Annotated in this window: 24 protein-coding genes and 1 tRNA gene; 11 read left to right on the top strand and 14 right to left on the bottom strand. The window is 70.9% G+C overall.

The window, feature by feature from the left end:
• The first annotated feature begins 32 nt into the window (after positions 1-32).
• The 4 genes from AB0M48_RS31925 to hisG are packed head-to-tail and all read left to right on the top strand — an operon-like array spanning position 33 to position 3099.
• Complete coding sequence (locus AB0M48_RS31925) at positions 33-761, top strand: phosphoribosylaminoimidazolesuccinocarboxamide synthase (RefSeq protein WP_363849061.1); 729 nt, start codon at positions 33-35, stop codon at positions 759-761.
• Complete coding sequence (locus AB0M48_RS31920) at positions 751-1452, top strand: SDR family NAD(P)-dependent oxidoreductase (protein ID WP_363849058.1); 702 nt, start codon at positions 751-753, stop codon at positions 1450-1452. Before AB0M48_RS31925 ends, AB0M48_RS31920 begins: the two co-directional genes overlap by 11 nt.
• Positions 1452-2225, top strand: coding sequence for an HAD hydrolase family protein (locus tag AB0M48_RS31915; protein WP_363849056.1), 774 nt, complete (start codon positions 1452-1454; stop codon positions 2223-2225). The genes AB0M48_RS31920 and AB0M48_RS31915 overlap by 1 nt, the downstream gene beginning before the upstream one ends.
• Before the next feature lies 1 nt (position 2226).
• Complete coding sequence (gene hisG, locus AB0M48_RS31910) at positions 2227-3099, top strand: ATP phosphoribosyltransferase (RefSeq protein WP_363849055.1); 873 nt, start codon at positions 2227-2229, stop codon at positions 3097-3099.
• Positions 3100-3182: 83 nt separating this feature from the next.
• Here the strand turns inward: hisG and AB0M48_RS31905 are convergent, their stop codons facing one another.
• Complete coding sequence (locus tag AB0M48_RS31905; RefSeq protein WP_363849053.1) at positions 3183-4187, bottom strand: NAD(P)-dependent oxidoreductase; 1005 nt, start codon at positions 4185-4187, stop codon at positions 3183-3185.
• Positions 4188-4323: 136 nt separating this feature from the next.
• On the opposite strand from AB0M48_RS31905, the gene AB0M48_RS31900 reads away from it, so the two are divergent.
• From AB0M48_RS31900 to AB0M48_RS31890, 3 genes are read left to right on the top strand one after another with little or no spacing between them, the layout of a single operon-like run.
• On the top strand, positions 4324-5547 hold the full coding sequence (locus AB0M48_RS31900; RefSeq protein ID WP_363849052.1) for a Rieske 2Fe-2S domain-containing protein: 1224 nt from the start codon (positions 4324-4326) through the stop codon (positions 5545-5547).
• Between the two features lie 31 nt (positions 5548-5578).
• Entirely contained in the window at positions 5579-6859 is a 1281-nt protein-coding gene (locus AB0M48_RS31895; RefSeq protein WP_363849051.1) for an adenylosuccinate synthase, read from the top strand.
• A complete protein-coding gene (locus AB0M48_RS31890) occupies positions 6859-7422 on the top strand; it encodes a hypothetical protein (protein ID WP_363849049.1) in 564 nt (187 codons plus the stop codon). The genes AB0M48_RS31895 and AB0M48_RS31890 overlap by 1 nt, the downstream gene beginning before the upstream one ends.
• Positions 7423-7571: 149 nt before the next feature.
• On the opposite strand, the gene AB0M48_RS31885 is transcribed toward AB0M48_RS31890, so the two are convergent.
• The gene (locus AB0M48_RS31885) at positions 7572-8735 is read right to left on the bottom strand and encodes a hypothetical protein (RefSeq protein ID WP_363849047.1); all 1164 of its coding nucleotides are present in this window, start codon (positions 8733-8735) and stop codon (positions 7572-7574) included.
• A 71-nt stretch (positions 8736-8806) separates the two neighbouring features.
• Here AB0M48_RS31885 and AB0M48_RS31880 point away from each other — a divergent pair, with 71 nt between their 5' ends.
• Positions 8807-9508 (top strand): HAD family hydrolase, encoded by a 702-nt coding sequence (locus tag AB0M48_RS31880; RefSeq protein ID WP_363849045.1) that lies wholly within the window; start codon positions 8807-8809, stop codon positions 9506-9508.
• Positions 9509-9569: 61 nt separating this feature from the next.
• On the opposite strand, the gene AB0M48_RS31875 is transcribed toward AB0M48_RS31880, so the two are convergent.
• Genes AB0M48_RS31875 through AB0M48_RS31860 form a run of 4 tightly spaced genes read right to left on the bottom strand, consistent with a single transcriptional unit; the run spans position 9570 to position 14200 of the window.
• Positions 9570-10754: an MFS transporter gene (locus tag AB0M48_RS31875; RefSeq protein WP_363849043.1), complete on the bottom strand. Its 1185-nt coding sequence runs from the start codon at positions 10752-10754 to the stop codon at positions 9570-9572.
• A 28-nt stretch (positions 10755-10782) separates the two neighbouring features.
• Entirely contained in the window at positions 10783-12216 is a 1434-nt protein-coding gene (gene purB, locus AB0M48_RS31870) for an adenylosuccinate lyase (protein ID WP_363849329.1), read from the bottom strand.
• 11 nt (positions 12217-12227) lie between these two features.
• Complete coding sequence (locus AB0M48_RS31865; protein ID WP_363849041.1) at positions 12228-13253, bottom strand: beta-ribofuranosylaminobenzene 5'-phosphate synthase family protein; 1026 nt, start codon at positions 13251-13253, stop codon at positions 12228-12230.
• A gap of 20 nt (positions 13254-13273) precedes the next feature.
• On the bottom strand, positions 13274-14200 hold the full coding sequence (locus AB0M48_RS31860; RefSeq protein WP_363849040.1) for a phosphoribosylaminoimidazolesuccinocarboxamide synthase: 927 nt from the start codon (positions 14198-14200) through the stop codon (positions 13274-13276).
• A 174-nt stretch (positions 14201-14374) separates the two neighbouring features.
• Between AB0M48_RS31860 and AB0M48_RS31855 the strand changes: the two genes are divergently transcribed.
• Both AB0M48_RS31855 and AB0M48_RS31850 read left to right on the top strand, forming a co-directional pair.
• A complete protein-coding gene (locus AB0M48_RS31855) occupies positions 14375-15292 on the top strand; it encodes a PfkB family carbohydrate kinase (RefSeq protein WP_363849038.1) in 918 nt (305 codons plus the stop codon).
• Positions 15293-15316: 24 nt separating this feature from the next.
• Entirely contained in the window at positions 15317-15868 is a 552-nt protein-coding gene (locus AB0M48_RS31850; protein ID WP_363849036.1) for an NUDIX domain-containing protein, read from the top strand.
• 4 nt (positions 15869-15872) lie between these two features.
• On the opposite strand, the gene AB0M48_RS31845 is transcribed toward AB0M48_RS31850, so the two are convergent.
• Both AB0M48_RS31845 and AB0M48_RS31840 read right to left on the bottom strand, forming a co-directional pair.
• Positions 15873-16346 (bottom strand): flavin reductase family protein, encoded by a 474-nt coding sequence (locus AB0M48_RS31845; protein WP_363849034.1) that lies wholly within the window; start codon positions 16344-16346, stop codon positions 15873-15875.
• A complete protein-coding gene (locus AB0M48_RS31840) occupies positions 16343-16852 on the bottom strand; it encodes an NAD(P)H-dependent oxidoreductase (RefSeq protein ID WP_363849032.1) in 510 nt (169 codons plus the stop codon). The genes AB0M48_RS31845 and AB0M48_RS31840 overlap by 4 nt, the downstream gene beginning before the upstream one ends.
• Before the next feature lie 852 nt (positions 16853-17704).
• Here AB0M48_RS31840 and AB0M48_RS31835 point away from each other — a divergent pair.
• Positions 17705-17778 (top strand) — tRNA-Cys (locus AB0M48_RS31835).
• A 3-nt stretch (positions 17779-17781) separates the two neighbouring features.
• Here AB0M48_RS31835 and AB0M48_RS31830 read toward each other — a convergent pair.
• From AB0M48_RS31830 to AB0M48_RS31805, 6 genes are all read right to left on the bottom strand, one after another.
• Positions 17782-18594 carry a hypothetical protein gene (locus AB0M48_RS31830; protein WP_363849030.1) on the bottom strand — a complete coding sequence of 271 codons (813 nt, stop codon included), beginning with the start codon at positions 18592-18594 and terminating at the stop codon, positions 17782-17784.
• Positions 18595-18646: 52 nt separating this feature from the next.
• Positions 18647-19600, bottom strand: coding sequence for a hypothetical protein (locus AB0M48_RS31825; RefSeq protein WP_363849028.1), 954 nt, complete (start codon positions 19598-19600; stop codon positions 18647-18649).
• Positions 19597-20058 carry a hypothetical protein gene (locus AB0M48_RS31820; protein WP_363849027.1) on the bottom strand — a complete coding sequence of 154 codons (462 nt, stop codon included), beginning with the start codon at positions 20056-20058 and terminating at the stop codon, positions 19597-19599. Before AB0M48_RS31820 ends, AB0M48_RS31825 begins: the two co-directional genes overlap by 4 nt.
• A gap of 131 nt (positions 20059-20189) precedes the next feature.
• Entirely contained in the window at positions 20190-20696 is a 507-nt protein-coding gene (locus AB0M48_RS31815) for an HAD domain-containing protein (RefSeq protein ID WP_363849026.1), read from the bottom strand.
• 57 nt (positions 20697-20753) lie between these two features.
• Positions 20754-21041: a nuclear transport factor 2 family protein gene (locus AB0M48_RS31810; protein ID WP_363849025.1), complete on the bottom strand. Its 288-nt coding sequence runs from the start codon at positions 21039-21041 to the stop codon at positions 20754-20756.
• A 266-nt stretch (positions 21042-21307) separates the two neighbouring features.
• A complete protein-coding gene (locus tag AB0M48_RS31805; RefSeq protein ID WP_363849023.1) occupies positions 21308-24013 on the bottom strand; it encodes an EAL domain-containing protein in 2706 nt (901 codons plus the stop codon).
• Between the last annotated feature and the right edge of the window lie 72 nt (positions 24014-24085).

Here is a 24085-nt window from a genome sequence, read left to right as displayed (position 1 = left end):
CCCGGTTCCACGGCAGGAAGGCAGGGAGAGGCATGACCGACACCGTGTTCGACGCCGCCGGGCTGGCGGCCGTGGTGGACGAGCGGGAAGCGGACATCACCGGGCGCAGCAAGCGGATCTGGCTGGTGCGCGACGACCTCTGCGTGGTCAAGCTGATCCCCAGCCTGCGCAGCTTCACCTACGACCGCGACGAGCTGGTCGACGGGACGGGGCCGCTGCGGCTCGACTTCTACGAGAAGGCGGCCGCGCGGCTGTCCGCGGCGGGGGTCGAGTGCGCGTTCCGCGCCCGGCTAGCACCGGACACCTACCTCGCGGACTACCGCCCGGCGCCGCCGTTCGAGGTGATCGTCAAGAACGTCGCGACGGGCTCCACCACCCGCAAGTACCCCGGCCTGTTCGTGGACGGCGAGCCGCTGCCACGCCCGGTGGTGAAGTTCGACTACCGCGTCGACCCCGAGGACCAGCCGATCGGCGAGGACTACCTGCGGGCGCTCGACCTGCCGGTGGACGAGATGTACTCGCAGGCGTTGCTGGTGAACGACGTGCTGCGGGACTGGCTGCACCCGTTGGTGCTGTGGGACTTCTGCGTGATCTTCGGCTTCTCCCCTGACGGCAGGATCAGCCTGATCTCGGAGATGTCGCAGGACTGCATGCGGCTGCGGTCCGCCGACGGGAGGCCGCTCGACAAGGACCTCTTCCGCACGGGTGCCTCCGCCGACGAGCTCGTCGCCCAGTGGAAGAAGGCCTTCGATGGGCTCTGAGGCGCCGGTGGCGCTCATCACCGGGTCGAACCGGGGCAGCGGCTTCGCCATCGCCGCGGAGCTGTACGCGCGCGGGTACCGGGTCTTCTCGTTGAACCGCAGCGTGTCGGGTGCGGAGTGGCTGGGAGAGCGGCGGTGCGACCTCGCCGACCCGTCGGCGTCGGCGGCGGTCGTCTCCGCGGTGCTGGCCGAGGCCGGTCGGCTGGACGTGGTGGTGGCCAACGCCGTGGACCGCGTGCTCGACCCGATCGAGAAGATGTCCGAGGAGGACTGGGACCGGCAGCTGGAGATCAACCTGTCGTCGGTGTTCCGGCTCGTGAAGCACGTGCTGCCCGCGTTGCGGCGCTCGCGCGGGCTGTTCGTGGTGATGGGCAGCCACGCCGGGTCGTACTACTTCGAGGGCGGCGTCGCGTACTCCGCCACCAAGGCCGCGTTGAAGGCGTTGGTGGAGACGTTGTTGCTGGAGGAGCGGAACAACGGGGTGCGCGCCTGCCTGCTCGCTCCGGGGGCGATCTCGAACCTCGACGGTGACGACGCGCCGACCAAGGTGAGCGTGGAGTCCGTGGGGCGGTGCGTGGCGAGCATCGTCGCGGACTGGCCGCACGACCTCGTGGTGGGGGAGCTGGAGTTCCGGCCGGCACTGCTGCCCACGCCGCCGGTCACCGGCATCGACCGCTTGCTGCACGTCTGATGTTCTTCGTCGCCACGGACCTCGACGGCACGCTGCTCACCAGCACGCGGCAGGTCACCGCCCGGACCCAGAACGCGCTGAGCGAGGTGCGGGCGGCCGGCGGTGTGGTCGTGCTGGTGACGGCGCGGCCGTTGCGGGACGCGCTCGACGTCGCTTCGCGGACCGGCGCGGACTTCCTGGTGTGCTCGGGAGGCGCTGTGCACTACGACCCGGCGCGGGCGTCGGTGGTGCGGTCGACGGTGCTCGGCGCCGAGCGCGCCGGTGAGCTGAAGTCGTTGCTGCGGCAGACGTTCGACGGCATCCGGCTCGGCGTCGACCACCTGGACCGGTGCGACCTCGACCCCGGCTTCGACGTCGGGGCGCCCGGCGTCGCGGACGTCGTCGCGTCGTCACCGTTGCGCCACGTCGTGGAACCGGCGGTGAAGCTGATCGCGCAGTCCGACGAGCTCCCGGTGGACCGGCTCGCCCGTGCCGTCCGGACGCTCGTCGGACCGTCGTGCGCGGTGGCGGTGCCGTGCAGCCACTTCGTCGACATCCTGCCCGCGGGCGTGCACAAGGCCGTGGGGCTGGACGAGCTGAACCCGCTCGGCCTTCGCACGGTCGCGTACGGCGACATGCCGTCGGACCTGCCGATGCTGCGGTGGGCGGACATCTCCGTGGCCACGGCGAACGCGCATCCCACGGTGCTGGCCGCCTGCGACCACGTCACCGAACACCACGACCGCGACGGCGTCGCCGTCCACCTGGAAAGCCTGCTCAGCACCGGGAGATGAGATGGTCACCCTCGCGCTGCCCACCGGGTCGCTGCACGAGTCCACCCTGCGCCTGTTCGCCGCGGCCGGACTGACCGTGCGGCGCGCGTCCTCCCGCGCCCTGCGCGCCGACATCGACTTCCCGGGCATCGACGGCGTGGTGTTCGGCAAACCCCGCGAGATACCTGGTTTCGTCGCCGACGGCACCTTCTCGCTGGGGCTCACCGGCACCGACTGGATCGAGGAGAGCGGCGCCAAGCTCGAGGTGGTGCACGAGATCGGCTACTCGAAGACCACCAGCACCGGCTGGCGCGTCGTGCTCGCGGTGCCGGCCGACGACCCCGCGTCGAGCCCCGCCGACCTGCCCGCCGGCGTGCGGGTCGCGTCGGAGTACCCGGCCATCGCCCGGCGGTACTTCGGGGAGGAGCTCGGCCTGGAAGCACGGGTCCTGCACTCCTACGGCTCGACCGAGGCGAAGGTGCCCGACCTGGCCGACGCCGTGCTGGAGGTCGTGGAGACCGGTGCGTCCCTGCGGCACAACGGACTTCGCGAGCTGGCCACGGTGCGGCGGTGTGGCGTGCAGCTGGTGGCGGGTGCGCTCGCGTGGGCCGACCCGGTCGTGCGCGGGGTGGCGGAGAAGATCGCCATGTTGTTGCGGGCCGCGCGGGCGGCGGAGGAGAACGTGCTGCTGACCGTGGTGACGCCGGTGTCGCGGTGGAGCGCGGTGCGGGCCGGGCTGAGCGGGACGTGGTGGGTGCTCGACAGCGGGCCGGACGTGGCGGTGGCGCAGGTGACGTGTGCGCGGGAGAGGGCCGCGGAGGTGGTCGTGCGGCTGACCGGAGCCGGGGCCGTGCAGGTCGTGGAGACACCGGTGAGCAAGCTGGTGGTGGCGTGACGGGTGAGTCGGCCGCCCGGCGGTTCCGCGCGGCCCGGCTGACCGGCGTGGCGGGCACCCGGCCCGCCACGCCCCGCACGTCGTCAGCCGCCCAGCAGCTCCTTGCGCCGCAGGTCCGCCCGCTGCCAGGCCTGCGGGTTCAACGCGCTCGGCGGCATCTCGCCGTTCAACGCCCCCAGCAGCTTCGTGGCGGCCGAGAACGCCAGCGCCGTCTTCGTCTGCACGGTGAAGTCGGCGACGTGCGCGCTGAGCACCACGTTGTCCATCGTCAGCAACGGGCTCGCCGGGTCGAGCGGCTCGTCCTCGAACACGTCCAGCGCGGCACCGGCCAGGTGGCCGCTGCGCAGCGCCCGCACCAGCGCGTCGGTGTCGACGACGCGGCCGCGCGAGGTGTTCAGGAAGTACGCGCCCTGCTTGATGGCGGCGAACGTCTCGTCGTTGAACATGTGCTCGGTCTCGTCGTTGAGCTCCGGGTGGCACGTGACGAAGTCACAGCGCCCCAGCATCTCCTTGAGGTCGTCGACCTTCGTGGCGCCGTGCTCGGCCATCGTCTCCGCGCTCACGTACGGGTCGTAGCCCAGCACCGTCATGCCGAAGCCGCGGGACGCGCGGTGGGCCATGTTGCTGCCCACGTTGCCGATGCCGATGATGCCCAGCGTGCTTTCCACCAGCTCCACGCGGTGGGTGGTGAGCCTGCGTTCCCAGGCGCCCTCGATCCCGTGTCGCGCCACGGCGGTCAGGTCGCGGCTCACCGAGATCATCAGGCCCAGCGCGTGCTCGGACACCGGACGGCCGCCCAGGCCCGGGTTGTTCGCGACCACCACGCCCGCCTCGGTCGCGGCCGGTACGTCGATGTTGTCCGTGCCCCGCCCGCTCGACAGGACGGCGACGAGCTTCGGTGCCGACGCGAGGACCTCGGCGGTGATCTCCGCCGGGTACTTCGCGATCAGGCCGTGCGCGTCCGCCAGCGCCGCGGTGAGCGCCGCGCGGTCTTCCGGGTCGACGCGCACGACCTCGGCGTTGTCGGCGATGTGGTCTTCCGCGGCGGGGTCGTAAAGAGCGCCGAGAAGGACGACGGTAGGTCGCATGTGCGTGGCCTCCGGAGAAGTTCTTGTGCTGCAACGTCCTTCAGCGTCGCGAAGCTCGACGGAACGCACAAGGTGTTGTGCCAGACCGATTTCTGACATGGTTTGCCGTAACCCACAGCGGTGAGAGAGGTTTTCGATGGCCACCAAGTCCATGAACGAGACTCTGACCCGAGTCGGCAAGGGGACGCCGATGGGCGACCTCCTGCGCGAGTACTGGATGCCCGCGATGCGGTCCGAGCGCGTCGTGGCGGGTGGCGAGCCCGTCGCCGTCGAACTGCTCGGCGAGCGGTACGTGGTCTTCCGCGGTGACGACGGCACGGTCGCCTGCTTCGACGAGGCATGCCCGCACCGCGGCGCCTCGCTGGCGCTGGCGCGCAACGAGGACTGCGCGTTGCGCTGCGTCTACCACGGCTGGAAGTTCACCACGGACGGCCGCACCGTCGAGACGCCGTCCGAGCCCGAGGACGGAGGCCGGTTCGCGTCCAAGGTGAAGCTCAACCACCACCCCGTCGTGGACGCGGGCGGCGTGATCTGGATCTGGGCGGGCGGCACGGGCCGCGAGCCGAACCCGTTCCCGCGCTTCGCCTTCACCGACCTGCCCGACTCGCACGTCTTCGGCATCGTCGCGATCCTGGAGTGCAACTGGATGCAGGGGCTGGAGGCGGACATCGACTCCGCCCACGTCTCGCTGCTGCACGAGACCGAAGCCGCCAAGGGCCCGTTGAAGGATCTGCTCGACGACCGGGCGCCGCGCGACGAGATCGATCGCACCCCGTGGGGCATCAGGTATGCGGCCGTCCGCCAGCTGTCCACCGGGGACAGCCTGGTCCGCGTCAAGCCCATGATCATGCCCTGGTACACCATCGTGCCGGAGCTCCCCAACGGCGACCGCCTCTGGCACGCCTGGGTGCCGATCAACGACCACCGCACCATCTTCTGGTACCTCTGGTACAACGAGGACCAGCCGGTCGACCCGAGCTACTTCGCCGACCAGTTCGGCCTGGACCTCGAGAACATGAACAAGGACAACTTCCGCGAGGGCTACTCGCGGGAGAACATGTGGGGCCAGGACCGCGCCGCGATGCGCGCCGGCACCAGCTTCTCCGGCATCACCGGGCTCGCCGCCCAGGACATCGCCGTGCAGGAGAGCATGGGCGCCATCGTCGATCGCTCGATCGAGAACCCCGGCAAGAGCGACACCGGTATCGTCCGTGCGCGTCACTTCCTGCTGGACGCCGTGAAGGACCATGCAGAGGGCCGGGTTCCGGCGGGACTGGGCGACGACGTCGACTACCGCAAGATCAGGTCGGCGAACGTCGTCGTGAGCGATGGGGACGACTGGCGCCACCTGGTGGGGTGAGCGCAGCCGCTGCGAGGGGAGAACTGAGAACGTGCTGACTGCCGTGGTGGGCCTCAACTGGGGCGACGAGGGCAAGGGCAAGATGGTCGACGCGATCACCGGTGAGGTCGACTACGTCGTGAGGTATCACGGAGGAGGCAACGCCGGGCACACCGTCGTCGTCGACGAGGGCAGGTTCAGCCTGCACAACCTTCCCAGCAGCGTGTTCCGGCCGGACGTCGTCAGCGTCCTCGGGCCGGGCATGGTGGTGGACGTCGAGAACTTCGTGGCCGAGGTCGAGTTCGTCGTGGCGCACGGTGTCGACCCGGAGCGGATCCTGGTCGCCGACACCGCGTCGGTGTGCTTCCCGTTCCACCGCGACCTCGACGCCGCGGAGGAGGTCAGGCTGGGCAAGGCGAGCTACGGCTCGACCAGGATGGGCATCTCGCCCGCCTACGGCGACCGGGTCATGAAGAAGACGTTGCTGGTGCGCGATCTCTTCGACCCCGAGCACCTCGACGCGAAGCTGGCGCCGGTGCTCGACTGGGCCAACGCGCGGCTGACCACGATCTACGGCACCGATCCGGTCGAACTCGCCGACGTCCGCGCGTGGGTGGACAAGCTCGCCGACCGGTTGCGCCCGCACGTGGCGGACGTGACGTCGTTGCTGCGCAGGGCGTTCGCCGAGGGCAAGCACGTGCTGGCTGAGGGCCAGCTGGGAGCGTTGAAGGACATCTACTTCGGCATCTACCCGTTCACCACGTCCTCGACGTGCCTGGCGGCGCACGCGCCCGTCGGCCTCGGCACGCCGTGGGCGAAGCTGGACCGGGTGATCGGTGTGTCCAAGGCGTTCTCCAGCTGCGTGGGCGCGGGCCCGTTCGTCAGCGAGTTCGACGACGAGACCGCGGACCGCCTGCGGGAGCAGTGGGGCGAGTACGGCGCCACGACGAACCGCCCGCGCAGGCTCGGCGCGTTCGACGGCGTCGCCACCGCGTACGGCGTGCTCATGCAGGGCGCGGACGAGGTGGCCCTGACGAACCTCGACCAGCTCACCGGCATCGGCGACCTGCAGATCTGCGTGGCGTACGAGCACGACGGCGAGCGCACCGAGTCGTTCAACGCCGACCCGACCGTGCTCGACCGCTCCACGCCGGTGTTCGAGACCCTCCCGGGCTGGGACGAGGACATCACCGGAGTGCGGACCTACGCCGAACTTCCCGCCGCGGCAAGGGCGTACGTGGAACGCATCGAACAGCTGCTCGGCGCACCCGTGCGGTACGTCGGCGTCGGCGCACACCGCGACGCGCTCATCGATCGGGGAGGGGACCACTGATGCTGGCCGTGCTGGGCGTCAGCGACAAACGCGGCATCGACGTGCTCGCCAGGGGTCTGCTCGACCTCGGGTGGGACGTCGTGGCCACCGAGGGCACGCAGCGGCTGTGCGCCGAAGCGGGCTTGCCGGTGCGGGCGGTGGCGGATCTCGCCGGCGTGCCGACCCTGCTCGGCGGCCGGGTGAAGACGCTCACCGTGTCGGTGATGGCCGGGATCCTGGCGAGGGACGACGAGTCGGACCTGGCTGAGCTGTCGCGGTACGACATCACGAGGGTCGACCTGGTGGCGTGCAACTACTACCGGCTGCCGACGGACCCGGCGTCGTTCGCGGACTTCCGGGAGAAGGTCGACATCGGCGGGCCCGCCATGCTGCGGGCGGCGGCGAAGAACTGCGCGCACGTGGTGCCGTTGACCGATCCGGACGACTACGCCGGGGTGCTGGAGCAGCTCGCCGCGGGAGAGGTGCCGGTGGCGACGAGGCTGGCGCTGGCGGCCAAGGCGTTCCGGATCAGCGCCGAGTACGAGCAGGCGGTGGCGGAGCTGTACGCGGGCGCCACGGCCTAGTTTCTCCGAGGCGCCAACGGTCCTTCCGAACTGGTGGGAGGACCGTTGGCGTACCGGGAGAGCCCGCCGGTGTGTCGGAGAGCCCGGTCGGTGAGGCGTGAGAGCGCGGCTGATCAGGCGGGAACGAGGACGCCCAGCCGCTCAACGCCTCACGACAGCAGCTGCGCGGGCACCGCCGGTCGCGGCGTCATCCGCCCCGGCATGGCCCGCACCACCCCGTCGCTCACCACCACCGTGATCGCGGGGATGTCCCCGATCCGCATCGCCTCCGCCACCGTGTCCGCCTGCGACCCGGCCGGTGCCGCGAGCCCCAGCAGGTCCGCGGGCGCCCCGACCCGCACCCTGCCCTCCGGCAACCGCCACACGTCCGACACGGTTCCCGTCGCGAGCGACCACGCCACCTCCGGTTCCAGCCCGCCCAGTGCCGTCAGCTCCAGCACCGTCTTCAGCACCGCCAGCGGCATCACCCCGAACCCCGACGGCGTGTCCGACCCGACCACGACCCGGTGCAGTTCACCGCGTTCGGCCGCGTGCTCCACGAGCCGCAGGGCCGCTTTGAGGTTGCCCGCCTGCACCACCTGCAACGCCATGTCCGTCTCGTCGAACAGTGCCTCCACCTCCGCGAACGGCAGCGCGGTCGGCCCGCCGTTCGCGTGCCCGCACACGTCGGGGCGCAACGCCAGCAACGCCTTGCCGCCCAACGACGCGCCGCCGGCCGCGCTGGCCCCGCCCGCGTGGCACATCACGGTCAGTCCGGCCTCGCGCGCCCACCGCACGTGCTCCACGCCGTCCACCGGGTCCGCGAACGCGCCGAAGCCGTACTTCGCGAGCCGCACGCCGGTCTCGGCGAGCTCGGCGAAGTCCTCCTGCGTCAGGGTCGGCTCGATGAGCACCGCTCCGGCCCGCACCCGCATCCCGCCCGGCCGGTACTCGCTGAAGCACCTCTGCGCCGCCACGGCCAGCGCCTTCACCCCGGCCCGGTCGCGCGGGCGGCCCGGCACGTGCACCTCGCCCGCGGACACGGTCGTGGTGATGCCTCCCTGGACGTATCCGGCGAGGTAGTCGACGGTGCGCTGGCGCGGGCTGTAGTCACCGAACGTCACGTGCCCGTGCGAGTCGATCAGGCCCGGCGCGAGGGTGCCGCCGCCCAGGTCGATCACCTCGGCGCCGGGCAGACGAGCTCCGTGCGAGCGCGCACGGCCGATCGCCTCGATCACACCGTCGCGGCAGACCACCGTGTCGGCGTCGAGCAGCGGTGCGTGCGGGTCGCCGGAGAAGACGGTCGCCGCACCGGTCAGCACGAGCGTGCCCATGCGTCCTCCACTTCGGATTTCCGTGCGCTTCCAAGGAAAAGTGCTGGTAGGTGTTTGATAGCATCCGTCGGGTGAGTGCGACAGAGCCAGCCCAGGTCTTGATCTTCGACGCCGACGACACGCTGTGGGAGAACAACGTCCTCTTCGAGCGCGTGATCGACGACTTCCTCGACTGGGTCGACCATCCGACGCTCGGCCGCGAGCAGACCCGCAAGGTGCTCGACGACATCGAGGCCGCGAACGCGGTCACGCACGGTTATGGCGCCAAGATGTTGTTGCAGAGCCTGCACGACTGCTTCGAGAAGCTGAACGAGCGCACGGCGAGCGACGACGAACGCGCCAGGATCGAGGACCTCGCCGGCAAGCTGATCCGCCACGAGGTCGAGCTGATCCCCGGCGTGACCGAGACGCTCGACGCGTTGCGCGGCAGGTACCGGATGCTCCTGCTCACCAAGGGAGACCTGGAGGAGCAGCAGCGCAAGCTCGACGCGTCGGGCCTCGCGCCGCACTTCGACAGCATCCACATCGTGCCGGAGAAGAACGTCGACACGTACCGGGCGCTGATCGCCGAGCAGGACATCGAACCCGCCACGGCGTGGATGATCGGCAACTCGATGAAGTCCGACATCGGCCCGGCGCGCGCCGCGGGCATGAACGCGGTCTACGTGCCGAACGAGCACACGTGGGTGCTGGAGTTCGACGACTCGGTGAACCGCGAGGACGACGGGGTGTTGTTCATCGAGACGTTCCCGGAGCTGCTCAAGCACTTCTGAGACAACGAAAAACGGCCCGTTCGCCCACCAGGGGCGAACGGGCCGTTCGCACAGCCGGGGGTCAGGCGACCGCGGGTTCCTTGGCGGGAACGAACAACCGGTAGCCCACGCTCACCATCAGCAGGCAGAACAACGCGCCCACGCCCGCGTGCGCCGCGGCCAGGTTCAGGTCGTTCCGGTCCAGTGCCGGTCCCACCACCGCGGCGCCGAGCGAGCTGCCTGCCGCGAAGAGCGTGACCAGCCACGCGAACGCCTCGGCGACGGTGCCGCGCGGCGCCAGCTCGCCGATCAGGCGGAACAGGGCCGCCAGCAGCGGAGCCAGGAAGAACCCGGTGAGCAGCATCAGCCCGGCCATCCCGAGCGGTGACGGCACCGTCGCGAGCAGCCCGTAGCCGACGAGCAGGCCGACCGCGAAGAACACGATCCGGGTCCGGGGCTCGATCTTCCACGGGATCACGCCGTAGATCAGCACGCCGACCAGCGACGCCAACGCGTTGAGCGTCAACAGCATGGGCGCCCCGCCGAACACCTCGAACCGCTCGGCGTAGCTCACCACCAGCACGTTCAGCGTGCCGATCGCGACGCCCATGCCGACCGGGGCGAGCAGCAGCACCAACAGGCCCCGGTGCCGCAGCGGGCCGAGCCAGTGCCGGTTCTCCACCTTCTCCGGCGTCCACCTGCGCGCGGGAGACGCCGTCGCGAACATCGCCACGCCCGCCACCGTGAGCAGGGCCTGCGCCCACAACGCGCTGACCGGTGCGAAGACCGCGAGGCACAGCGTCACCACGAGCGGGCCGAAGACGAACACCAGCTCCTGCGCCGCCGAGTCGACCGCGTACGCCTTCTCCAGTTCGTCGTCCTCGACGAGGCCGGGCCACAGCACGCGCAGGCACGGCTCCAGCGGCGGCGTGAGCGCCCCGGCCAGGATCGCGCCGGTCAGCACCAGCGCGTGGTTCGACGGCGCCACCGCGATCAGCACGAACCCGGCGGCGGCGAGCAGGCCGGTCGGCACGAGCACGCGCACCTGACCGACCCGGTCGACGATCCGGCCGACGATCGGGGACCCGATCGCGGCGGAGATGGCGAAGCTGCCCGCCACCAGCCCGATGAACACGTAGTCGGCTCCCGCGTCGCGCAGCGCCAGCGGGATCGCCACGGCCGCCATGGCCATCGCGAGTCTGCCGACCCAGCTGCCGAACAGCACGCGGAACACGTGCTCTCTGCGCAGGATGGACCAGTACGTCACCAGAGCCTCCCCAAGTCCTGACGGTGCGTCAAAGCCGCGACTCCGAAGCGTAGCCGACCGCGTGCGGGTAGCGACCGGCGAGCTCGGCCACCCGCTTGCCGATCTCCGCGATCTGGTCGGCCGCCACGCCGGTGAACGGGCCCCGGTCGGCGAGCAGGTCGGTGAGCTGCGCGGTGTCCAGCGGGAAACGCTCATCCGCGCCGAGCGTGGCGAGCAGCGTGTTCTCCCGCTCGCCGTCGCGCAGGCCCGCGGCGGCCTTCAGCGCGTGCTCCTTGATCAGTTCGTGCGCGGTCTCGCGGCCCTGCCCCGCCCGCACCGCCGCGACGAGCATCTTCGTCGTCGCGAGGAACGGCAGGTACCGCTCCAGTTCCGCGGCGATGACCTTCGGCGAGGTGAAGAAGGTCTCCAGCACCGAGAGCATGGTCTGCAGCAGGCCGTCGATGGCGTAGAACGCGTCCGGCAGCGCGACGCGCCGGACCACCGAGCACGACACGTCGCCCTCGTTCCACTGATCGCCCGCCAGCTCACCGGCCATCGAGGCGTAACCGCGCAGCACGACCATCAGCCCGTTGATCCGCTCGCAGTTGCGCGGGTTCATCTTGTGCGGCATCGCGGACGAGCCGACCTGGCCCTCGGCGAAGCCCTCCGACGCGAGCTCGTGGCCCGCCATGAGCCGGATGGTCTTCGCGAGCGAGGCCGGTCCGGCGGCGATCTGCACCAGCGCGGTGAGCACGTCGTAGTCGAGGGAACGCGGGTAGACCTGGCCGACGCTGGTGAACCGGCGTTCGAAGCCGAGGAAGTTCGCGATCCTGGCCTCCAGCGCGGCGACCTTCTCCCGGTCGCCGTCGAACAGGTCGAGCATGTCCTGCACCGTGCCGACCGGGCCCTTGATGCCGCGCAACGGGTAGCGGCGGAGCAGGTCCTCCAGCCGTTCCACGGCGACGAGGATCTCCTCCGCCGCGGTGGCGAACCGCTTGCCCAGCGGCACGACCTGCGCGGGCACGTTGTGCGTGCGCGAGGCGATCATCGTGCCGGCGTGCTCGGCCGCGAGCTCGGCGAGCCGGGAGAGCACGGTGACGCAGCGCAGCCGGACGAGCTCCAGGCTCTCCCGCACCAGCATCTGCTCGACGTTCTCGGTGAGGTCGCGCGAGGTCATGCCCTTGTGGGCGTGCTCGTGTCCGGCGAGCGCGTTGAACTCCTCCAGCCGCGCCTTCACGTCGTGCAGCGTCACGACCTCGCGGCGGGTGATCGACGCGAAGTCGACCTGCTCGATCACCGCCTGGTAGTCGGCGATCACCTGCTCACCGATGTCGGCGCCCAGCTCTTGCTGCGCGGTCATCACCGCGATCCACAGCCTGCGTTCCGCGATCACCTTGTTGCGCGGCGACCACAGGGCCACCAGCGCCGGTGAGGCGTAACGGGTGGCGAGGACATCGGGCACGGTCTCGTCGTAGTCGGTCATCTCTTCCTCGGTCACGGGACGAAGCTGGTGGTGATGCCGGTGTTGCAGGCGTTGGTGAACCAGAAGTCGCGCACGAGCCCTCGCTCCCGCAGGCTCTGCGCCCACCGGGTGGCGGCGCCGGGGTCGCGGGTGAACGCGAAGCACGCGGGCCCGGTCACGCTGAGCGCGATCGCGTCCACGGACTTCTCGCTGCCGCCCTCGTCGAGCAGGTCGATCATCTCCCTGCCCTGGAAGCGGATCTGCTCGCGCTTGAAGTGACTGCGGAAGGTGATCTCGTTGACCGCGTCGCAGAACCCGTCGTAGTCGTGCTCGGCAATCGCGGGCGCGAGGCCCATGAACACCAGCTGCGCGGTGCGGGCGGCCTCGGCGGGCGGGATCGGCGTCACCGACTGGAACCACGCGAGCTCCTCGGTGCCGCCGAGGTGGCGGCCGTTGGTGAGCAGCACGAGGATCGGCCACTGCGGGAACGGCAGGCGCACCACGGGCTTCGGTGGCGGCACGGACTGCGCGAACCGGCTCGGCCGAAGGAAGGTCTCGGGAGCGCTGTAGAACTCCGGTGGGTTGCGGTGGCCGCCGTCGACGAGGAACCCGCCGCCCGCCGCGAGCCCGGTGCTGGCGCCCGAGGTGCGGCCGCGGCCGAGCAGCTCGGAGAGTTCGCGCAGGTCCACCTCTCGGCCGCACAGCACGCTGTACGCGTGGCCGAGGGCGAGCAGCGACGAGGTCTTGGAGCCGAACCCGCTGTGCTGGGGGAGCGGCCGGGTGACGTCGGCGCGGACGCCGGGGCCGTCCCACAGCTCGCGGAGCTTGGTCAGGCCCTTGGTGAGGTCCCTGGTGGTCTCGGCCTCGGTGCCGACGACCTCGACGGCCTCCGCCGGGCGCACGCGCGCGACGAGACCCGGCCTGCGCACGGCCAGTGCCGCGATCCCGTTGCGGCGCAGGGACTCGCTGTCGAGGTTGATCAGCGTGAAGCTCAGCCTGGCCGGCGCGGTGACCTCGACCGCCCAGCCGTCCGGACCGAACTGGTTGTCGGTGCTCATGTTCGTCGAGTTCCTCCGGTTCACAGGCCGGTGCGGTCGCCGAGATCGGAGCCGCAGGCCGCCTTGAAGTCTTCGATCGCGGTGGCGAACCCGGTGAGCGGCGCCCCGGTCCACACCGCGGCGAGCTCCGCGTACACCGCGGACGTCGCCTCGACCAGTTCGGGAGCGAGGTTCGGCTGCACGGGCCACTGCGCGCGGGGGAACCCGTCGCGGATCAGCTCCTGCACGACCTCGCGCAGGCCGGGGTGCAGGAAGCGCAGCAGCTCCTTGCAGACCGGCACGCCGCCGAAGTAGAAGCGGTTCTCGTCCGGTGTGCCCGCGTGGTCGATCAGGATCGGCCGCCGGTCGCCGTCGTAGCCGAACTCCGCCTTGCCGTCGACGAGCGTCAACCCGACCTCGCGGCAGTGCTCGTCGAGGACCTCGGCGACGCGTTCGGCGAGGCCCGCCAGTTCCAGCAGGTCACCGGTGCCGATCGCGCCCACCCGCGCGGCCTCGTCGCGGCTGACGAACCTGTCGGTCTCCTCGTACTTGGTGGTGAACTCCACCATCGGCGCCGCCAGCCACGGGGCCTCCGCGTACGGCGGCACGGTGCTCGCGTCGAGCACGCCCTGGCGCGCGCGGCGGTGCACCGACGACTCGCGCGGCAACGCGAGCCGGTAGATCACCTGCAACGGGACGGTGCGGCCCGGTCCCGTCGGACCTTTCGAACCGTCCGTGTCGATGTCCAGCAGCTGGATGCGGATCGCGTCGTCAGCGACCTGCTCCATGAAGTGCGTGGCGATCCCGGCCTTCTCGAACAACGCGAACGAACGCACGGCCATCGCGCAGGAAGCCGCGCCCTTCCCGGGGATCCGGTCGGCGAGGACGCCGTAGTCGAACACCGAATAGCGGTCGCTGAACCGCATGATTCCCTCACCGGGGACGCCGCCGCTCGGAGCGCGCACCACCGTCAAGTCCTTTGTGGACCATTGTTTCACGGATTCCCCCTCGGGTGCGTGAACGGATCGGAAGCTAGCACGGGATTTCTCGGCCGCGCCAGCGAGGCCGAAGGGGTGGAAAGCGCACTCCGGTTCGCCTAACTTGGTGGCCCTGTACACACGGCTGAAGCTGGGGAATGGTTGATGTTCCGCCATCATGGGCGACCGCTGCTGATCGGCACGGTGGCACTGGACTTCCTGCACGAGGGCCCGCTCGGCAAGGGCCTGCCACCCGCGACGTTGCGCTGGGGCGGTGTGCTGAACAACGTGGCCTGCGCACTCGGCGCGCGAGGCCGCGAACCGGTGCTGATCACCGCCGACTACACCGGTGAGTTGCGGGGAGCCGTCGCGGCGCACCTGGCCGGCAACGACGTCACGTGGGCGCCCGCACCCGTGCGTTCACCGTTACCCGTGTTCCACGCCGAACTGGTCGACGGTTCGGTGGCGGACATGCACTTCCTCGGGCAGGAGGCGCTCGATTCGCTGACGCCGCAGGTGCTCGGCGAACGGCTCGCGGCCGAGCTGACCGGGGCGAGCGCGCTGGTGGCGGCGACCGACGGCGCCGTGGACACACTGGCGTGGCTCGCCGAAGTCGCCGGTGACGTGCCCTACTGGCTGCTCTCGGCCGACCCGCGCGAGGTGGGCAAGCTGGTGCCGCGCGGCCGTCGGGCCGACCTGGTGGCGCTGAACCTGCGCGAGCTGTGCCTGTGGGCGGACAGGGGCTTGACCGACGACCGCGCGGTGGAGGCGGCGGCGCGGGAGCTGGCGGGCGACGCCGGGCACGTGGTGGTGACGCTGGGCGCGGACGGCGCGCTGGTGGTGGGTCCGGACCTAGTGGTGCGGCACTCGCTCCCGGAGGCGTTGGGGGACATCGTCACCGTGGGCGCGGGCGACGTGCACTTCGCCTGCCTGCTCGACGCGCGGCTCGCCGGCCTCGACTGGCAGACCGCGATGGCCCACGCGGCCAAGCACACCACCGCGTACCTCAACGCGTTGCAGCACAACGAGCACCCGTACACGAGTCTGCGATCGGCAGCCGAGGGCGCGCCGTCACCGCTCTGATCCACACCGCTAGACTCAGGCCGCATGGGGAACGCCGAGCGCACCGCCGCCACGCTGCTGGACGCCTACCGACCGGCCGACGACACCGAGGCGGCCGACGTGGCCCGGCTCGTCGAACTGATCAAGGCCGAGGACGACCCGTGGTCGCGCGCCCTGCCGTTGCACCTCACGTCGTCGGCGCTGGTCGTGCACCCGCAGACACAGCGCGTGCTGCTGCGCTGGCACCAGAAGATGGGCAGCTGGCTGCAGATCGGTGGCCACGGCGACCCCGGCGAGTCCGACCCGTTCGACGTGGTGCTGCGCGAGGGCCGGGAGGAGACCAATCTCGCCGACCTGCGCCCGTGGCCGGTGGCCGAGCTGACGCACGTGGTCGTCGTGCCGGTGCCCGAGTCGCCGAAGGAACCCGCGCACGACCACGCCGACCTGCGGTTCGTGCTCGCCACCGACACGCCGGACGAGGCGCGGCCGGAGAAGCCGACCGCGCCCCTGCGCTGGCTGACCGTGCCCGAGGCGCTGGACCTGGTGGCCGAGGACAACCTGCGCGACACCCTGTCGCGGGTGGCCCGCCTGTTCTGACGGCTCAGGCCACCGACGTCCACCTGCCCTGGTGCCGCACTAGAGGCGGCACCTCCTCGGGCACGGACCTGATCTCGACCGGGGCGCCGACGAGCGCCACGTGGTCGCCGACCTCCATCCGCCGCACCGCCTGGCAGCGCATTCGCACCGGTGCGTCGAGCAGGTGCGGCACGCCGTCCTCGTCGGGCTCCCACGCCGTCGCGGGCCCGAACCGGTCGGCGCCCTTGCGCGCGAACAGGTCCGCCAGCTCGCGCTGTCCCGTCCCGAGCAGGTGCACCGCGAACATCGGGACCGTGCTCAACACCGGCCACGCCGACGCCGTCGCGCCGATCCAGGCCGCCACCAGGGGCGGCCGCATGCTGGCCGAGCCGAACGAGCTGACCGTCACCCCGACCGGCCCGTCCGCCCCGGCGGCGGTGATGATCGCGACGGACTGGGGCTGGTGCCGCAACGCCTCCCTGAGCTGGTCCGCGATCACGCCGCCACCACCGCGTTCAGCGCGTCCGCGTCGATCATCTCCAGCAACGCCGCCGTCAGCGCGTCGCCGTCCACCGCGAGCGCGGACTCGGTGAGGAACAGGCCCCGTCCGGGCACCTGGCCGCCCAGTTCCACCACCAACGGCCGCAGGTGCACCTCCACGGCGAGCGCGTGCCGTTCGGAGGCGGCGACCTGGACGGGAACGACGGCCTTGCCCCGCAACCAGTTCGGCGGCGCCTGGTCGAGCACGGCCTTCAGCAGGCCGGTGTAGGTCGCCTTGTACGTGGGGGTGGCGATCACGAGCACGTCCGACCGCCCGAGTTCCTCCAGCACCACCCGCATCCGCCCGGGGTCGAACACCTGGTGCAGGATCTCCGCGGCGTCCACCGTGGCTCCGGCCACGGGGTCCTTGAGCACCTGCCGCAGGGCTTCACGTACCGCGAGCGCCGCCCGCAGGGTGCGGGAGGCCGGACGCGGATTTCCCACCAGCACACCGATCGCAGTCATGCGCCTCACCTTCCGCGAAGGCTCCGCGCGCGTCGAATTCCAGTCCACTGTGGACGATCGCCGCGCGGTCGGGGCCGACCGTTCGAGCGACCCCGGGAGAGGATCAGGCGGGATTCAGGAACAACTCCGATGGCGGAACGCGCTGGCAAGCTGGTAACGGAGAACAGCACCGAACGGAATCCCGAAGTGGTTCAACCGCAGATCGTCGCCGCGCTCCTCATGCTGGATCCCCGCAGAACCGGAGTGTTGCCGACCGCGTGGTCCACGGATCGGCAGCGAGAACCCCGCGACTTCGTCCGGGCATGGCACTGACGTTGTTGTGCAGCGAAGCGTTCATGAGTCTTCGATCTTCTGCGTGGCATCCGGATCAACGCGTGCGCCATCGCACCGCGCCGAACTGCAAGAGGCCGCGAAAACGTCCGGTTGCTCCCACTCCGTGCTCCCAAGCTCACTGGCGCTGCCTTGCCCATGGTCGGGCTGCGCGCTCAGCGGCAGGAGAGGACGTCCGAGTGATGTGGAGTTGCTGGCGTTGTGGGGTGCGGGGCGTGGTCAGAGTTGGTGTTCCCGCATGGCGGACAGCTCGGCCGCTGGGCCGGGAGCTGAGAGGCGTCGTTGTCCTCGACCCGGACCAGGCACGGCTCTTCTGATCTGTGCCGCAACCGGCGGGTCTGCACAAGGCCCCGAGGCCTCGCCGACTTCTCGGAGCACGCTTCAATTGGGGAGCAGAACCATGCGTTGAACGTGTTTGAACGGTCCTCAACAGAATCGAGCGGACCCAGGCTGACCTGCAAGAGTCTAATTTCCACAGGTCCGCCCGAGGAGACGCCATAACCCACCAGCAGGATTCGTGCCGACGGGTCGTAGCGCAGAGGCAGGCGCACCAGCCTGCAAAGCTGGGGCGCTGGTTCGAATCCAGCCGCCCGTCACCTTCAGACGCGAGCGACGGCGCCGCTGGTCCTCACCAGTTCCGGCACGGTCCCCGCGAACCTCGGCAGCAACTGCGCCAGCACCGCCCACGCGTCCGGATCCACGCCTAGCTCGGAGTGCACCAACGGCGCCAGCACCGCGGCGGCTTCCCTCACCCGGCGCGGGAACAGCACCTCACCGAGGCGCAGCACCGCGAGCATGTCCTGCGGAGGCCTGGTCACTTCGACGTACTCCGCCGGCTCGACGATGCCCGCCCGCCGCAGCCGGTGGGTGAACTTGGCGTGCGACCCGAACTGCGCGCGCACCGTCGCCGGACAGTCGATCCGCTCGGTCAGCGCCCACCGCGCGTAGCCCGGCAGCGGCTCCGTCCGGTCCGCCTCGGCGACGTCGGTCCAGTCGTCGCCGCCCACCACCCGCGCCGCGGCCCGGGCCGTCTTCATCGTCCGCGCCTCGCGCAGGTCGCCGACCACTCCGCGCGGGCCGACCGGGATCTCGGGAGCCTGGCCGTGCACGAGCACGTGCAGGCGTCCGCCCGTGCCCCCGAACGGCACACCGCGCAGGATGTCGCGCTTGATCGTGCCGGGGGTGCCGAGGTGGTTGAACAGCACCCGGTTGGTCGCGGGATCGTCTTCCTGGAGCATCCACAGCAGCACCGAGCGGGGCCGCGGGAGCCGGTCCAGCCACTGCACCGCGTGCTCGACGGCGAGCTCCTCCGGCTCGCCGATGCCGAGCCGCCGCCGCACCGCGGCCGCGTCGTCCTGGTCGATCAGCGAGAGCAGGAAATGCACTCCCGGATGGCCGTTCCCCCTGTTCACAGCGGGGAGTATCCCAGACGGCGCAGCGTGGTCGCGCTGGATTTCCCCTGGCCTACCGCCGCACGTCCGAGCAGCGTCGGACCACTCGGTCGTACTCGGCGGCGAGGGTCTCGTCGTGTGGCCGGTCGCCGTAGGGGTCCAGTGGATCCCGGACGTCGGCGAGCAGGCGGTAGCGAACGAGTCTCGTGGCCGCGTCGAGCCACGGCTTGATCCGCTCGGGTTTCCCCGGCGCGAAGAGGCCGAGCGCGATGTCGAACCACTGGGGGAGGACGAGGTCTCGGGCGACCGCGTCCTCGATGCGCTCGCGGATCGTCGCGCACGCGGCCTCGTCCGCCTTCGTCGACTGGTCCAGGGCCATCGTCTCGGCTCGCCGAGCGTGCACCGCTTCGTCGTACTGACGGCGTGCGCGCACCTCCTCCTCGACCGGGCGCGGGCCGCCGGCGCGGAACGCGAACCACGTCTGCTTCTCCTTCCGCCACGCCCGTTCCGCGGCCGGGGGGAGTTCGGACAGCGCCTTGACGGCCAGGATCGCGGCTTCCCGCGACCTGTCCCAGCGCGTGACCGCGTCCTGTGCCTGTTCCAGCTTCGTCAGCAACTGCTGGACCTTCGCTTCGGACACGGGCGCGGCAGCCAGTCGCGCACGGATCAACTGGACCATCTCGGGGGTGATGTCCGGTTGCCAGGTGTGGAAGTCCGCTCGGGGCAGCCCGCCGCTCAAGCGCACCTTGCGATCCAGAGCGGTGACTTCCAGACGCAGGTGTTCGATCTTCGCGGACTGCCTGTCCAGTCGCTTGTCCGCCTTGCCGAGGTTCGTCTCGACCTTGGTGACCTTGTCCAGCACCGATTGGACCGAGTGCCGGCCGACCTTGTCCTCCAGGTCGTGGAGTCGCTTGCGGATCTTGTCGGCGGTGTCCGATCTGGTGCTCAGCGCCGTCTCGAGCGAGTCGAGGCGCCGGTGGTGGTCGTCGGTCGTCTCCGTCAGGTTGTGGATCGGATCGTTCCTCACTTCAGGCACCTCCACGCCCACCAACCGATTCCCGCCAGCACGACCAACGCCGACCACCCGCTCAGCAGCGGCGTCGACAGGGCGCCCAGCACGGCGGCGATTCCCGCCCATCTGCGGGCACTCGGTTCCTCGTCGCCGCGCATGGCGGGGTTGATCAGGAGTACCGCACCGACGGCAAGAGCCAGCACGGCAGGCACCACGTTCCACGCGCTGAACCACCCGACGAGCACCACGACCGCGGCCACCGCAGCCGCTCCGCCGAGGACGCGGTTGGGAAGCAGGAGCCTGTCCGCATCGATGTCGCGCCGTGCCTTGAGGAGCGCCTCGACGGCGTCGTGCACCTCGTCGGAGATCTTGGCCCACTGCGGGTCGTCCGGAGCCGTTGCGGTGAAGGCGTCGAGCCGGGTCCGAAGTGATTTCTGCCTGACCTTGAGCTGGGAGTGAGGGTCATCCGCCATGGCAGAACATGGTCAGGGCCGGTGCGGGTCCCGATCCAGGCCTACCGCGCGGAATAGGCCGCTTGCCGACCGACATCACCCTTACAGCCGTTCCGCGGCAGCGAGAACGTGTCCACTTCCAGGCCAGTCCATTAAGGACTCTGGTGCAGCCACGCTTCGAGCATGACGAAGTCGGCGTCGGTGATGCCGGTCGTGGAATCGACGCGGAGGAGCAGCGCTTCGCCGCGGTGCTGTTCCGCCACCCAGACGCGGTCGAGGTCGCTGATCTCGTCGTCGACCCACGCGAACGGGCGGCCGGCCGCGATCTCGACCAACGCCCGTGTCTTCCAGTGCGGCACGCCGGCCTCGTCCTCCAGTGGCGCGTCCGGCAGGTCGGCCACCGGTAGTCGTGGCAGGCCGAGGATCGGGGCGATCACCGCGTTGGCGTCGTGCATCCACGCGGTGGCCCACACCAGGTCGCAGTCCAGGGCCAGCAGTCGCGGGCCGTGCTCCGGGGCGATCGAGGCCAGGTGCGGATTGGACGGAAGCTGCCATTCGGCCCATTGCCCGAGGGTGGACGGCAGCCGTGTTCCGCCGTGCGGCAGGAGGGTTCCGTCGACGTCGAGGAAGACCAGCGGGCGTGCCGAGGGGGCGATCACGGATGCACGGTATCGGCCGGCCTCAGCGCGGCCGCAGGTAGTAGAACCGCCGCCGGCTCAGCAGCAGCGAGTCGTCGGACAGCGTGAAGAAGTCGGCGAAATCGAATTCGTGCGGTCGTGACGTGGCGCGGTACCCGGTGGGGAGTAATGGCCGACCGCCACCACGCAATACCCGTCGCCGATCACCTTGAACAGTTCGTGCGTGCCTCTGGTGGTGCGGGCGAGGCGCAACGCCGCCGCGCGGCCGCGGCACGCCGGGGCGTCGGGTGCCCGCACCTGCATGTCCTCGTGCAGCAGTGACGCGTAGGCGTCCAGGTCGCCCTCGTCCTGGTACAGACAGGACAAGCGGACGTGGTCGACGCCCGCGGCCAGGGTCGCCGCGCTGGGGGCGTGCGTCGGCCGTCTCCCGTCATGGCGAACTCCTCCTGGCCGCTCAGAATGCAATGCCCAGAGTGCGGGACCGGTGGGTTCTGCCTGTTCCCGCAGTCTGGCAGGGTTCGATGCCGGACTTCACCGTCGACGGCCACTTCGCCCGCCGGGACACGTTCTTCTTCGCCCCGCTGGTCTGACGCCGACGGCCCGCCGGCGAACCACGCCGGCGGGCCGCAGGCTCACAGGTCGGCCAGCGGTACCGGCCTGCCCAGCAGGAACCCCTGCGCCTGGTCGCACCCGAGCGTCCGCAGGATCTCGAGCTGCTCCACCTGCTCCACCCCCTCGGCGATCACGGTCATGTCGACCGCGTGGGCCATGGCGATGATGCTCGTGACGATCGCCTCCGCCTCGTCGGACCGGCCCAGCCCCGTCGTGAAGGAACGGTCGATCTTGAGCGTGTCCAGCGGCAGGGTGAGCAGCTGCGCGAGGGACGAGTAGCCGGTGCCGAAGTCGTCGATCGCCAGCCGCACGCCCAGGTCGCGCAACGCCGTGAGGGTGCGGGCGGCGAGCGCCGGGTCGCGGGTCAGGGCGCTCTCGGTGATCTCCAGGCACAACGAGCTGGGGTCCAGCCCGGCCTTGTGGGTGGCGTGCCGGATCGCGGAGACCAGCCACGGGTCGTCGAGCTGGCGGGCCGACAGGTTCACCGTCAGCTCCAGGCCCGGTGCCAGGTCGGCGATCTCGCGGGTGGCGGTGTGCAGCATGTGGGCGCCGACGATGTTGATCAGGTCGCTCTCCTCGGCGAGCGTGATGAACTCCGCCGGGGAGATGAGGCCGTAGCGCGGGTGCGTCCAGCGCAGCAGGCCCTCGACGGCGGTGCGCTCGTCCGTGCGGAGGTCGACGATCGGCTGGTAGGCCACCCACAGCTGGTCGCTCAGCGGCGCCGTGCGGAGGTCCTGTTCCAGCTGCAGCCTGCGCTGGATGCGGTCGCGCAGTTCGACGTCGAAGAACGCGATGCGGCCCCGGCCCCTGGTCTTCGCGTGGTACATCGCGAGGTCGGCGTCGCGGAGCAGGTCGGCGCCGTCGCGCGGGTCTCCCGGTTCGGCCAGCACGATGCCGACGCTCGCGTCGACGTGCAGTCGCCGGCCGTCCACCGAGATCGGCCGGTTGAGCTCGGCGCGGACGTGGTCGGCGAGGGAGGTCGCCTCGTCCGGGCCGGCCACGCCGTAGGCGATCACGGTGAACTCGTCACCGCCGAGCCTGCCCACGACGTCGCCGCGGCGGGAGCTGCGGCTCAGCCTCGACCCGACTACCCGCAGCACCTCGTCACCGGCGCTGTGGCCGAGCGAGTCGTTGATGACCTTGAACTTGTCCAGGTCGATGAACAGCACCGCGGTGAGACCTGACCGGTGCGCCCTGGCGGCGGGGCTGAGGCGGTTGATCGTCACCGTGCGGTTGCACAGGCCCGTCAACGCGTCGTGCGTCGCCTCGTGCTCCAGCTGGCTGTCGATCATGCGGCGTTCGGTGATGTCGGTGAACGAGATGACCGTCGCCGAGGGCATCATCCCGTCCTGGGTCAGCGCGCGGGCGCTCAGCGACAGCCAGACGTGACTGCCGTCAGGACGCCGCGCGCGGAGGATCCGGCCGTGCTGCGCCTTGCCGGTGGCGCGGGTGATGGCCGACGCGTACTGGTCGTGCGGGACCGGCTGCCCGGACTCGTCGTGCAGCTCGGCCAGGGACGCGGGCTGGCCGATCACCTCCTGGGCGCGCACGCCGAGGATCCGCTCGGCCGCGGGATTCACGGACTCGACGAGGCCGGTGGCGCCGACGACCAGCACGCCCTCCTCGATGGCCGCGACCACCGAGGTGAAGTGGTGCTCGGCCCGCCTGCGCGCGGTCTCGTCCGCGCAGATCAGCACGTACCCGTCGTCCATCCGGGCGACCGACACCCGCACCGCCAGCGCGCCGCCGTCGGAGCGCCGGTGCACCGCGTGCACCACGCCTCCCGCCTCCAGCACCTCCAGCGGGTCCAGCGGGGCCCCCACCACGTGACCGATGGACTGCCCGATCGCCTCGGCCGCGCGCCGGCCGTAGACGTTCTCCGCGCTGCGGTTCCAGCTCGTCACGACGCCGTCGGAGGTGGTCGCGATGAGCGCGTCGCTGACGTGCGCGGCGAGTGCGGCCTGGTAGCGCAGGACCGCCGCGGCCGCCTTCTGCTCGGTGACGTCCCGCATGATCACCTGGAACGCCGGCCGGCCCTCCCACGTCGTGCGCACGGAGACCGACTCGATGTCGGTGGTGCCGCCGTCGAACCGGACCAGCACGGCGTCGGCCGGATCGCTCGTCGCGCCCGGCTCGGTCAGCTTCGAGATCCGCTGCATCATGTCCTGCTGCGAGTCCGGGTGCACGAAGTCGGTGATCGGGCGCCCGATCAGGTCGGACTCGGACCGCGCCCGCACGAACTGGACCGCCGCCGGGTTCGCGTACACCAGCAGACCGGCCTCGTGCACCACGATCGCCTCGGGGGCGAGGTCCACGAGCAGCCGGTAGCGGTCGGCGAGGTCCGCGAGCTCCTGCTGCTGGACGTGCCGCCGGGTCACGTCGGCGACGACGCCGACCAGGGCGCGGGCCGAGCCGTGGGTCGAGACGCGGGTGCGGAACTGGAGCCAGCGCGTGCCGATCGGTGTCTCGAGGGGTTGTTCCAGCTCGAAGTCCTGCCAGGCCGCCGCCTTGGTGGCCACGTTCAGCGGTGCGGTCAGCTCGGCCAGCCGGGCGCGCACGGTCTCCTGGTCCGCGCCGGGCACGCCGATGACCGCGTCGAGGCCGGGCATCCAGCCGAGCTCGCCGGCGTCGAGGTCCAGCCACCACACGACGGCGGCGCCGACCGAGAGCCCGAGCTCGACCAGCAGTTCCTGGTCGAACCCGGCGTCACCGATCAGGCCGCTCACGTCTCGGCCCCCAGATCCGGGTGTTGGCACTGTGAAGTCCTACTACACACTCGACCAGAGCCGCATCCGCCT

The organism is Lentzea sp. NPDC051208 (assembly GCF_040682435.1).
Lineage (GTDB): Bacteria > Actinomycetota > Actinomycetes > Mycobacteriales > Pseudonocardiaceae > Lentzea > Lentzea kristufekii.
This window is presented reverse-complemented; position numbering and strand designations above follow the sequence as displayed.